The following is a 12,735-nucleotide window of genomic DNA, read 5'->3' as shown; positions in this document are numbered from 1 at the left end:
ATCCAACAATGCAAGCATAACGGGGGCGGAAAACACCTGATTAACGTACGTTGACACTATCGCGCTGGTGTGTTAAAATTGCGGCGCCATTTTAACGCCAATTCCTAAGGAACGGACCTGAAACGGAGTAGTAACGGAGCAGTAGCGAAGGTAGAGTGGTCGAAAAACGGCGAAAAACCGATGAAAAACCGGTTGAAACATTGAGTTTATTTAACTGATTTTCGTGAACCGTTTTTTGGGGGAGAGCCGTTGCGCCTTTGTTTGTCGCCTGTCGTTCCTTCGTCCGTCACGCGTCGTTTCTTCGTCCGTTACTTGTCGCCCCTTCGTCCGCCGCCTGTTGTTCTTTCGTCCGTCACACGCCGCCCCTTCCTTTTCGGGAATTGCTTAATCCGGATAGATTTATTACTTTTGCCGCATGTGATGAGATCGGTTTCCGGTCTCGTTCTATTAAAAACCTATTAAAAGCCTGTTATTCTTCTATTAAAAGCCTGTTATTTTTATGGATTTTTTCACCCCTGTTGAACTGCCGTCCGGCATGCCCCGTCTCAGCCAGTCGGACGAACTCCTGCTGATGGGTTCCTGCTTCGCCACGCATATCGGCGAATGCCTGACGCATGCCAAGTTCCGCACGGACGTCAACCCTTTCGGCGTCCTCTATAATCCGTTGTCCATCTCGGCGGCGTTGCGCGAGGTCGTGGCGGACAAGGTCTATACGGAAGACGACCTCTTCTTCTTCCGCGGATGCTGGCATAGCCCGATGCACCACGGCGATTTCTCCGCCTCCTCCGCACCGGACGCCTTGCGGCACATCAACACCCGCCTCCGCGCCGCCCACGCCCGCATCCACCGGCTCGACTGCCTGATGCTGACCTTCGGCACCGCCTGGGTCTACGAGCAGGCGGGGCACGTCGTGGCCAACTGCCATAAGCAGCCGGATACGCTCTTCACCCGCCGCCGGCTCAGCGTGCAGGAGATCGTGGCCGACTACACCTCATTGCTCTCCCGCCTGACCGTCCGCAACCCGAAGCTGAGGGTCCTGCTCACCGTAAGCCCCATCCGGCACGTGCGCGACGGGATGCATGCCAACCAGCTGAGCAAGGCGGTGCTCCTCATGGCCGTCGACCAGCTGTGCGAGGCTTTTCCGGGGCAGGTCTTCTACTTTCCGGCCTACGAGTTCCTGCTCGACGAGCTGCGCGACTACCGCTTCTACGCCGAAGATATGGTGCACCCCTCCGCGCAGGCCGTCGGCTTCGTCTGGGAGAAATTCGTGCAGCTCTGCCTTTCGGACGAGGCGAGGGACATCATGCAAGAGACGGAGCGTGTCAGGAAGGCACTTTCTCATAAGCCCTTCCGTCCGGACTCGGCGGAGCATAAGCATTTTTTAGAACAAATAGTGTTAAAAATAGACCGACTTAACCAAAAATACCCGTACTTAGACTTCCAAAACGAGAAAGAGATATGTCTTATACAATTGAAAGAATAACCGAACTTATTGGCGCAAAGCGCATTGGCAGTGCGCCCGCCACCATAGACTGGCTGCTGACCGACAGCCGCTCCCTGAGTTTCCCCGAAGAAACCCTCTTCTTTGCCTTAACTACCAAGCGCAACGACGGAGCACGCTACATCCCTGAACTCTACGCGCGCGGCGTGCGCAACTTTGTCATCAGCGAAGATACTTATCAGAAAATAGAGAGCGGAGCCTTGCCGTTCCCCTGCGCCCTGCCGTGTGACAGCCCGCAGCCTGTTTCCTCCGCGCCGAGCGATAGCCCGCAACCTGCCGTCGACGCGCCAACCTCTGCTCCCAACCTGCTGGTAGTCGCCAGTCCGCTGAAGTCCCTACAGAAACTTGCTGAGCTGCATCGCGAACAGTTCCAGATCCCCGTCATCGGCATCACGGGCAGCAACGGAAAGACCATCGTGAAGGAGTGGCTCCACCAGCTGCTCAGCCCCGAACGCGTAATCGTGCGCTCACCGCGCAGCTACAACTCGCAAATCGGCGTCCCCCTCTCCGTTTGGCAGATGGACGAGGCATCGGAACTGGGCGTCTTCGAAGCCGGCATCTCCGAGATGGGAGAGATGCGCGCCCTGCAGAACATCATCCGCCCCACCATCGGCATCCTGACCAACATCGGAGGCGCGCATCAGGAGAACTTCTTCTCCCTGCAGGAAAAGTGCATCGAGAAACTCAGCCTCTTCAAAGACTGCGACGTGGTCATCTACAACGGAGACGACGAGTTCATCAGCAACTGCGTCTCCCGCTCCATGCTCAGCGCCCGCGAGATAGCCTGGAGCCGCCGCGACATGGAACGCCCCCTCTTCATCAGCTCCGTGGAGAAGAAAGAGGAGTGCACCGTCATCTCCTACCGCTATCTGGACATGGACAACTCCTTCACGCTGCCCTTCATCGACGACGCCTCCATCGAGAACTCCCTCAACTGCCTCGCCGCCTGCCTCTACCTGATGCTCCCCGCCGAGAAGATCACCGAGCGCATGGCACGCCTCGAGCCCGTAGCCATGCGTCTGGAGGTGAAGGAGGGCAAGAACAACTGCCTGCTTATCAACGACAGCTACAACAGCGACCTTGTCTCGCTCGACATCGCCCTCGACTTCCTCTACCGTCGCTCGCAAACGAAAGGCCTGAAGCGCACGCTCATTCTCTCGGACATCCTCGAGACCGGTCAGAACGCCCCCACGCTCTACCGCAAAGTCTCGCAACTGATCAACAGCCGCGGCATCCAGCGCATCATCGGCGTGGGAAGCGAAATCTCCTCGTGCGACGACCGTTTCAGCATCGAAAAGGCGTTCTATCCCCATACGGAAGCCCTGAAGCGTGCCATCTCGCGCGGTGAACTGTGTCTGCAGGACGAAATCATCCTGATAAAAGGCGCCCGCCAGTTCGGCTTCGACACCCTGACGGAGGAGCTGGAGAAGAAAGTGCACGAGACGATTCTCGAAGTCAACCTCGGTGCCATGACCGCCAATCTGAACCACTACCGCAGCCGCCTGCGTCCCGAGACGAAGATGGTCTGCATGGTGAAGGCTTCCGCCTACGGCGCCGGCTCCTACGAGATTGCCAAGACCCTGCAGGAGCATCATGTCGACTACCTTGCCGTTGCCGTTGCCGACGAAGGCTCCGAGCTGCGCAAGGCGGGCATCACCTCGAGCATCATCATCATGAATCCGGAAATGACGGCTTTCAAGACCCTGTTCGACTATAAGCTGGAGCCGGAAGTCTACAGTTTCCATCTGTTCGACGCCCTCATCCGCGAGGCGGAGAAGGAGGGCATCACCCATTTCCCCATCCACGTCAAGCTGGACACCGGCATGCACCGCCTGGGCTTCGCCCCCGAAGACATGCCCCGCCTGATCGAGCGGCTGAAAGGGCAGAATGCCGTCATCGCCCGTTCCGTATTCTCGCACTTGGTGGGTAGCGACGCGGCACAGTTCGATGCATTCACCCGCCGTCAGATAGAGGCTTTCGAGGCAGCCTCCCTGCAATTGCAGGCTGCATTCCCTCACAAGATACTGCGCCATATCTGCAACTCGGCAGGTATCGAGCGCTTCATCGGCGCGCAGTTCGACATGGTGCGCCTGGGCATCGGCCTGTACGGGGTCAATCCGATAGACAACAGCATCATGCATAATGTGAGTACCCTGAAGACCACCATCCTGCAAATACGCGAAGTGCCCCAGGAAGACACCGTCGGCTACAGCCGCAAGGGCCATCTGACCCGCAATTCACGCATCGCCGCCCTGCCCATCGGCTATGCCGACGGCTTGAACCGCCACTTGGGCAACGGGAATGCCTACTGTCTGGTGAACGGACAGCGTGCCCCCTACGTAGGCAACATCTGCATGGATGTCTGCATGATCGATGTGACGGACATCGACTGCCGCGAAGGCGACACGGTGGAGATCTTCGGCGATCATCTGCCCGTCACGGTGCTTTCCGACATCCTCGGCACCATCCCTTATGAGGTGCTGACGAGTGTTTCCACGCGGGTGAAGCGGGTGTATTATCAGGATTAGAAAGGGGAGTCGCTTCGGGGAAGGAGGTATTCGGGGAGGGAGTTGACGGGAGTCATAACTCTCAACTCTCCATTCCCGGCTCTTAACTTAAGAAGTAAATTCTCTGCATCGTAAGGGAAGATTCTCTGCTTCACAAGGGAAGATTCTTAGCATCGCAAAGAAATATTCTCTGGTGAAATCATTATATTTGCATCGAATTAAAAATATATAGTAACGGATATGACAAATTTATATTTATTAGGCGTTCTGCCCAGTGGCTCTGAATGGGTTATCATTGCATTGCTGATTCTGTTGTTGTTCGGTGGCAAGAAGATTCCCGAATTGATGAAAGGACTCGGAAAAGGCGTGAAAAGCTTCAAAGAGGGTGTGAACGAAGCCAAAGAGGAAATCAATAAAGCTAAAGCGGATATAGACGAACCGGTTGAAAAAGATAAGTGAGTTAGTTGCGGGTGACGAGTTACAAGCTACAAGTGGTGGCGCTATGTGGGCGTCAGAGAGGGCTTGTAGCCCGTCACTCGTGATTTGTCATTTGTCACTCGTAGCTCGTCATTTGTCACTCGTAGCTCATTTACTATGGCAGATAAGGAATTGACTTTTTGGGATCATTTGGATGAATTGCGCCGTGTGCTGTTTCGTGTACTCGGGGTGTGGTTCGTGTTGGCCGTCGGATATTTTGTGGCGATGCCTTGGCTGTTTGACAATGTCGTGCTGGCGGCTTGTCATAACGATTTTATCTTCTACGACATATTGCGTTATGTAGGCAAGGTCTTCGATCTTCACGACGACTTCTTCACGCAGGAGTTTCATGTCAAGCTGATCAATATCAATCTGGCTGCCCCGTTCTTTATACACATGTCCACCGCTTTCTGGATGTCGGTGGTGACGGCAACTCCCTATATATTCTTTGAAATATGGAAATTCATCAGCCCTGCGCTCTATCCCAATGAGCGGCGCGGGGTGAAGAAAGCCTTGTGCGTCGGTACGGTCATGTTCTTTCTGGGCGTGCTGCTGGGCTATTTCATGGTCTATCCCCTGACGCTGCGTTTCCTCTCCACTTATCAGTTGAGTGCGGCCATCGAGAATCAGATCTCCCTGAACTCATATATAGATAACTTCATGATGCTGGTGCTCTGCATGGGACTTGCTTTCGAGTTGCCCTTGGTCACCTGGCTGCTTTCGTTGCTGGGGCTGGTCAACAAGTCCTTTCTGCGCAAGTATCGTCGTCATGCACTGGTGATTATCGTAATCGTATCAGCCATTATAACTCCTACGGGCGATCCCTTCACGCTGACTGTGGTTTCCGTTCCGCTTTACCTGCTCTATGAGTTGAGCATCTTGATGATTAAGGACAAGACGCCCGATGCAGACGAGGATAATGCGGACAATGCCGATAAAGCCGAAACTGACGCTGACAAGTCCGGCAAGAATGATGCGGACAGGACTGACGAAGACAAGGAGGGATGATGGGGGAAGAAGCGCGTGAGTATTATCATTTCCTTTTCACACTCTGCCGGGATGAAGGTATCCCTTTGACGGTAGCTTATCGTCAGCTTCGCGAGTTTTTGGAACGCCTTTGCCGCACACAGATGCCGGACGGCAGCCTGCAAATGACCGACCTCTCGGCACGCATCAGCTTTGTGGCTTCTAAGGTGGGCTTGTCTGTGGTCGAGCAAAATCGCTTGCATACCTTCCGCCTGACCTCTAATGCCGTGCTGAACCGGCAGTCCGAACCTTCGCGCGAAAGCCTGTTGCGCGATGTCAAGACGCTGACTTTCTTCGTGAAACGGCTCTGTGGAGAAGATATACCTGCGCAGCTTTATCAGTTGCTGCCCCGTGCGGATGCCACCTATTTGGTCGCCCCGCCCGCCCTGAAGCGGGTGAAGCGGATGCGGGTCAGCTTCCAGTATGCCGACGACACCTTCCTGTATGTCTTTCCCGTCGACACCGTTGCCGAAGAGCCTCTGCGTGTGCGCTATAACGTGCCGCAGGTGAACGAGGAGTTTGCCGAAACCTGCCGGCAGTTGTGGCGGCATGCACAAGTCAACCTGCTGGATGTAGCAGTGGATGAGGCGGGTATCCTGACGCCTTCGTTCATCATTCTGGAACCCGACTACCTGCTGGATATCAGTTCGCTTGCCGAATGCTTCAAGGACTACGGCCACCATCCTGCCAATTATATGTTGGCACGCTTGCAGTCGCCCGACAATACACGTCCCCTCTTGCTGGGTAACATTGCCAATCTCTTTCTGGACGAATGGATCTATGCACAGGAAGCTCCCGACTATCTGGCTTGCATGAAGAAGGCTTTCCGTATCTATTCCATCGAGCTTGCCGCCTGTGCCGACCTGCAGGATAAGGAGAAGGAGAGGGAGTTCTTCGCCGATTGCAAGCGCCATTTCGACCACATACGGCAGACCGTGACCGAGACATTTCGTGCTCCCGGTTATGAGTTGGACAAGACGGATGCCGTGCTGGAACCTACTTATGTCTGTGAGGCTTTGGGATTGCAGGGACGTCTGGACTACATGCAGCGCGACATGACCTCTTTCATCGAAATGAAATCGGGCAAGGCGGATGAGTATGCCATTCGGGGCAAGGTGGAACCGAAGGAGAACAACAAAGTACAGATGTTGCTTTATCAGGCCGTGCTGGAGTACTCTATGGGGATGGAGCACAGGCATGTGAAGGCATATCTGCTCTACACCCGTTATCCGTTGCTTTATCCCGCACGCCCTTCCTGGGCGATGGTGAGGCGTGTGATGGATGTGCGCAATCGCATTGTAGCAAACGAATATGGCATGCAGTTGCGCAACAGCCCGCACTACACGGCGGAATGTCTGAAAGCCATCCATCCGGACACGCTGAATGAGCGCCAGTTGGACAATACGCTGTGGAAACGCTATCTCTATCCGGCAATTGATGCCGTGACGCAACGCATCGGCCGGCTCACTGCACTGGAGCAGTGCTATTTCTATACGCTCTACAACTTTATAACCAAAGAATTATATACGTCCAAGTCGGGAGATATCGCCTACGAAGGCCGTACGGGTGCTGCCGCCCTGTGGCTCTCTACGCTTGAAGAAAAGTGTGAGGCGGGCGAGATACTGCATGACCTGACTATCAAGGAGAATCACGCAGCAGACAGGCATAAGGCATATCTCGTGCTGGCACGGGCAGATAGCAGCATCTCCTTGCAACCATCCGCCTCCTCAGAGTCCGGCACGAACGTACCTCGCCTTTCGCAAGCCTTGCCGAATTTCCGCGAAGGAGATGCCATCGTCCTCTACCAGCGGGACAAAGATACGGACAATGTGACCAATAAGATGGTATTCAAAGGCAATATCGAGCAGATGACCGATAAGGATATCCGTGTGCGCCTCCGTGCTTCGCAGCAGAATACGTCCGTGCTTCCTGCCGATAGTTGTTATGCCATCGAGCACGACTATATGGATACCTCTTTCCGCAGCATGTATATGGGGCTTTCCATGTTTCTCTCTGCCAATAAGGACCGCCGCGATTTGTTGCTTTTCCAGCGTGAACCGGAGTTTGATTCCTCCTTTGATGCAGCCATTGCTGCTGCACCGGACGATTTCTCCCGTATCACACAAAAAGCTTTGGCTGCGAAAGATTATTTTCTCTTGGTGGGTCCTCCGGGAACAGGGAAGACCTCACGTGCCCTACGTGGCATGGTGGAGGCGTTCTATCGCGAGGGGAAACAGATTTTGTTGCTCTCTTATACGAACCGTGCGGTGGACGAGATATGTAAGGCGCTTTCTTCCATAGAGCCTGCAATTGATTTTATCCGTGTGGGTAGTGAACTTTCTTGTGATACGACTTACCGCCCGCATTTGATAGAGAATGTACTGGAGTCTTGTTCCACACGCCGCGAGGTACGTGCCCGGATAGAACGTTGCCGTGTCTTTGTGGGTACCGTCTCCACGCTCTCTTCCAAGACGGAGCTTTTCCGCCTGAAAGCGTTTGATGTGGCGATTGTGGATGAGGCGACCCAGATTCTGGAACCTCAGTTGTTGGGACTTCTTTGTGCACGTAATGTGGCGGGAGGAAATGCTATCGGTAAGTTCATTCTGATAGGCGACCATAAACAGTTGCCTGCCGTGGTGCTCCAGTCGGAATCGCAATCGGAGGTATGTGAGGAGTGCCTGCGCGATATCGGGCTGCATAACCTGAAAGATTCCCTTTTCGAGCGTCTATATCGGAGAGTCGCTTTTTCGGCAGATGAACCTTCGTCTGCTACGAGTCATTTCTATGATATGCTTTGCCGTCAGGGACGTATGAATGTAGAGGTGGCACGCTTCCCGAACCAAGCTTTCTATGGCGGTTTGCTGGAGGCTGTAGGTTTGCCGCATCAGCAAGGAGGGCTTACATTGGCTCCGGGGCTTGAAGACGATGAATTTGCAGATGTATTGGTGCGTCGTGTTGCCTTTTTTCCTTCCGAATCGGAACCTGCATCGCAATCGGCAAAGGTTAATCATTTTGAGGCGCGGCTTGCGGCACGGTTGTCGGCTGCTGTCTATCGGCAATATGAGGCTTCCGGTGTGGGCTTTCAGCCGGGGCAGACATTGGGTATTATTGCTCCTTATCGCAGTCAGATAGCGCTTGTCAAGAGGGAGATTGCGGCTTTGGGGATTCCTGCTTTGAATGACATTTTGGTAGATACCGTCGAACGTTTCCAGGGCAGTGAGCGTGATGTTATTGTTTATTCTTTCTGTGTGAATCGGGCTTATCAGTTGAAGTTCCTTGCCAATCTTACGGAGGAGAGGGGAGTTTGGATTGATCGTAAGTTGAATGTGGCTCTTACTCGTGCCCGTCAGCAGTTGTTTATGATAGGAGTTCCTGGTTTGTTACGGCAAAATCCAATATATTCTGATTTGCTTGATGCGGTGAATTAAGATATATTTGTTCTGTTTAAAGTTCTGATTTAATAATTCTTAAATACTTTTCTTTTCTTTATATGTTTTATTAATATCTTTATATGCGGTAAAGCTCTATCTTTGCCAAACGTTTTTTTCATAGAGATTTAGATTTAAGGTTAGAAGAAATGTGGAAGTCGTGAGACTTCCCTTTTTTTCATCTTGAATTTTTGCGCTTCCGTATGAAATAAAAATAGTGTTGGACAAGAGAAAACGTATTGTAATTATGTACGGAAGAGAGCAGAGAAGAGCCACTTCGTGAGAAGAGGCTTTTTTTATGTATTCTTGAAAGGTTTTGTTTGATATCTTATAAACTATATTCTCTCAGCTCAATGATAATTTCATGATAATGCGGAAATTACGTAAAGAAGTCCTGCGACCTTTTTTCACCCGTATAGCAAATAACATGCTCTGCTTTTTTATATAAAATGCCGGACATGTTTACATCGAATACTGGGCATGTTTGCATCGAATGCCGGGCATGTTTACATCGAAAGCCGAGTATGTTTACATAAAAGGCCAAGTATGTTTACATCGGAAGCCAAGTATGTTTACATAAAAGGCCAAGTATGTTTACATCGAATGCCGAGTATATTTATATAAATGGTAAAGTCATTTGATTTTAGTCTTATTTGGGCAGATATAAATAAAGGAGGGCTTTACAAAAGCCCTCCTTTATTATTGTACAGATCAAAAATGGAATCTTATCGCTTTACACCTTATTATATATAAGGTATAAGAGTGAAATCTTATTTGATGTTATTCCGTATTTTATCCGATATTATTCCAATACGATAGGTTTGTACTTCGGAACCAATGCCTTCATTACAACCCATCCGATCAGATAAGCTACTGCACATACGCAGAAGATGACGAAATAACCGGCAGGTTTACCTGCGAAGCCCATGAAAGTCATGTTGGTTTCTCCAGCGTAAACAAAGAGTTCACCGGCAATGTATTGCAGCAACATAGAACCTACACCACCAGCCATACCGCCGATACCCGTGATACTGGCAATGGCAGATTTCGGGAACATGTCACCTACCGTAGAGAAAATGTTGGCAGACCATGATTGGTGAGCTGCACCACCGATACCGATCATGATTACCGGGAACCACGGAGAAATCGTACCCAAAGGCTGTGCCAGCAATACCACCAACGGGAAGAAGGCGAAGATCAGCATCGCACGCATACGAGCGGCGTAAGGATTCAATCCGGTCTTGTTGATGATGATAGTAGGCAACTTGCCACCATAGATGGAAAGCATTGTGATAGCGTAGAGGGTGAAAATCAAGGCGATACCCAAACCTTCGGAAGTCTTGATACCGAACTGCGTGTTCAGGTAAGAAGGCGTCCAGAACAGGAAGAACCACCATACACCGTCAGTCATGAACTTACCGAAAGCGAATGCCCAAGTCTGTTTGTAGCTGAAGCATTGCCAGAAATTCATCTTCTTCTCTTCTTTTTCCTCTACAACCGGAGCGGCACCTGCTTCATCCTTGTCTTGTTCGATGTATTCCAGCTCGGCTTTGTTCACGTGCTTGCTGGCAGAAGGTTTGGAGTACATGAATACCCAGAAGCCCATCCAGATGAAACCGAGGGCACCGATAACGATGAAAGCCATCTCCCAGCCCCATGCTTTAGCCAGCAAAGGAATGGTGAGCGGAGCAATCAAAGCACCGATTGAAGCACCGGCATTGAAGATAGAAGTAGCGTAAGCACGGTCTTTCTTGGGGAAATACTCGGCAGTTACTTTGATGGCTGCGGGGAAGTTGCCGGCTTCACCAAGTGCCAGCACACAACGGGCTGCAAGGAAACAATACATACTGATGGTAGCGATCGTTACCACTACATCGCCCGTAGCTCCCATCAATTCGGCTGCATTGTGCAGGCCTACGAAATGTTCAGTCACAACACCACAGAAAGCGTGAAGGCAAGCACCTGCCGACCATACGCCGATAGCCCAGAGATAACCTTTCTTAGTTCCCATCCAGTCGATGAAACGACCGGCAAACAGCATGCAGATTGCATAAACGATAGAGAATACGGAAGTGATGGTTCCGTAATGTGATTCGTCCCAGTGGAATTCAGGTTTGATGAACTCATCCCACGTCAGTGACAGCACTTGGCGGTCAAGGTAGTTTACTGTTGTCGCAAAAAACAACATAGCACAGATGGTCCATCTATAGTTGGTCATCTTTCCCATTGCATTTTGATTTAAACTCATGATACATTGATTTAAAATTATTAATTCTTGTTTCTGGGGTCAAAAATACGCATTATTTAATGTATATCAATATAAAAATTGTCTCTTTTTCTGTATTTTTTGTCTTAGATGCGAATAAATGCCGAAAAAAAGCGTTATCGTGCACGAGAAACCTCGTTTTCGTACACGAAAATACTCGTTCCCGAACACAAAAAAGGAACTTCGCGGAAGGCAAGAATAAATAATGCACCTTTTCAGTCGAAAAATACACAAGGGATAAGGAGAGAACCTCTATCTTTGCCACATTACTAAAATAATCTATATACCTAAAAAACAAAAGTAAGATGATGAACACTCTGTTTGGTAAAATTTTCATCGTGGGGGCATTCTTCTGCTCCACCCAGTTGGCAGCTCAGAAGGTGAACGATAAGCAGCCGTGGTCGGTACGTATGGTAGAGTCTGAAATGATCCGTTGTCCGGAGTCCTGGCAATTGGATTTCCAGCCGAAGCTGAAATGGGACTATTGCCACGGGTTGGAGTTGCAGGCGATGCTGGATGTGTATGATGCGTATGGAGACCAAAAGATATTTGACTATGCGTTGGCCTACGCGGACACGATGGTGCACAAGGATGGGAGCATTGAGACTTACAAACTACATGAGTATAACATAGACCGTCTGAATTCGGGCAAGTTCCTGTTCCGCATCTATGAGCAGACGAAGGAGGAGAAGTACGGGAAAGCTCTCGACTTGTTGCGCAGCCAGCTCGACACTCATCCGCGCAATGAGGATGGCGGATTCTGGCATAAGAAGGTGTATCCTAACCAGATGTGGCTGGACGGTATCTATATGGGTTCTACGTTTTATGCGGAATACGCTTACCGGAATAATCGTGTGCAGGACTATCCTGACATCGTAAACCAGTATATTACGGTGGCACGTCATACCTACGATCCGAAGAACGGGCTTTACCGTCATGCTTGCGACGTGAGCCGGAAGGAGCGTTGGGCAGATCCCGTGACGGGGCAGTCGCAGCACAGCTGGGGACGGGCTATGGGCTGGTATGCGATGGCCATTGTAGACGCGCTCGATTTCATCCCGAAACATGAGGCAGGGCGTGACTCGATGTTGGTCATCTTCAACAATATAGCTGCTCAGCTGAAGCGCATACAGGACACGAAGACCGGATTGTGGTATCAGGTTCTGGACAAGAGCGGCGAGGAGGGGAACTATCTGGAGTCTTCTTGTTCTACGATGTTCGTGTACGCCCTGTTCAAAGCGGTACGCAAGGGATACATAGACCGGTCGTACCTGAAAGTGGCACAGAAAGGTTATCGAGGTATTCTGAATCACTTCATAGAGGTGGATAAGAATGGCGTGGTGACCATCACGAAGGCTTGCGCCGTTGCCGGCTTGGGAGGAAAGAACTATCGTATGGGCGACTACACCTATTATATAAATGAAACCATTCGCAACAATGACCCGAAAGCGGTAGGCCCCTTCATTATGGCAAGCTTGGAGTGGGAGCGGTTGCAGCAGGTGAAAGAAATCGTAAATCAGAAGTAAGGAG

Annotated in this window: 8 protein-coding genes; 7 read left to right on the top strand and 1 reads right to left on the bottom strand. The window is 51.2% G+C overall.

All coding sequences use genetic code 11. The features are described from left to right. Window positions 1-223 precede the first annotated feature (223 nt). The 6 genes from QZ323_RS04725 to QZ323_RS04700 all read left to right on the top strand — a co-directional run bounded on the left by QZ323_RS04725 (window position 224) and on the right by QZ323_RS04700 (window position 8,939). The gene (locus QZ323_RS04725; RefSeq protein ID WP_294633239.1) at window positions 224-388 is read left to right on the top strand and encodes a hypothetical protein; all 165 of its coding nucleotides are present in this window, start codon (window positions 224-226) and stop codon (window positions 386-388) included. A gap of 111 nt (window positions 389-499) precedes the next feature. Next, window positions 500-1,483 (top strand): GSCFA domain-containing protein, encoded by a 984-nt coding sequence (locus QZ323_RS04720; protein WP_294633238.1) that lies wholly within the window; start codon window positions 500-502, stop codon window positions 1,481-1,483. Continuing rightward, window positions 1,459-4,029 carry a bifunctional UDP-N-acetylmuramoyl-tripeptide:D-alanyl-D-alanine ligase/alanine racemase gene (locus QZ323_RS04715; protein ID WP_294633237.1) on the top strand — a complete coding sequence of 857 codons (2,571 nt, stop codon included), beginning with the start codon at window positions 1,459-1,461 and terminating at the stop codon, window positions 4,027-4,029. Before QZ323_RS04720 ends, QZ323_RS04715 begins: the two co-directional genes overlap by 25 nt. A 219-nt stretch (window positions 4,030-4,248) precedes the next feature. Next, on the top strand, window positions 4,249-4,467 hold the full coding sequence (tatA, locus tag QZ323_RS04710; protein WP_294633235.1) for a twin-arginine translocase TatA/TatE family subunit: 219 nt from the start codon (window positions 4,249-4,251) through the stop codon (window positions 4,465-4,467). 135 nt (window positions 4,468-4,602) lie between these two features. Next, window positions 4,603-5,493, top strand: coding sequence for a twin-arginine translocase subunit TatC (gene tatC / locus QZ323_RS04705; RefSeq protein WP_294633234.1), 891 nt, complete (start codon window positions 4,603-4,605; stop codon window positions 5,491-5,493). Next, window positions 5,493-8,939 carry an ATP-binding protein gene (locus tag QZ323_RS04700; RefSeq protein ID WP_294633276.1) on the top strand — a complete coding sequence of 1,149 codons (3,447 nt, stop codon included), beginning with the start codon at window positions 5,493-5,495 and terminating at the stop codon, window positions 8,937-8,939. The genes tatC and QZ323_RS04700 overlap by 1 nt, the downstream gene beginning before the upstream one ends. 802 nt (window positions 8,940-9,741) lie before the next feature. Here QZ323_RS04700 and QZ323_RS04695 read toward each other — a convergent pair. Continuing rightward, window positions 9,742-11,187, bottom strand: a complete 1,446-nt coding sequence (locus tag QZ323_RS04695) for an MFS transporter (RefSeq protein ID WP_294633232.1) — start codon at window positions 11,185-11,187, stop codon at window positions 9,742-9,744. Between the two features lie 323 nt (window positions 11,188-11,510). Between QZ323_RS04695 and QZ323_RS04690 the strand changes: the two genes are divergently transcribed. Next, window positions 11,511-12,731, top strand: coding sequence for a glycoside hydrolase family 88 protein (locus QZ323_RS04690; protein ID WP_294633230.1), 1,221 nt, complete (start codon window positions 11,511-11,513; stop codon window positions 12,729-12,731). The last annotated feature ends 4 nt before the right edge of the window (window positions 12,732-12,735 follow it).

Origin of the sequence: uncultured Bacteroides sp. (assembly GCF_910585845.1) — a bacterium.
Lineage (GTDB): Bacteria > Bacteroidota > Bacteroidia > Bacteroidales > Bacteroidaceae > Bacteroides.
Note: the sequence above shows the minus strand (reverse complement) of the source record. Positions and strands in the feature narration are given on the sequence as shown.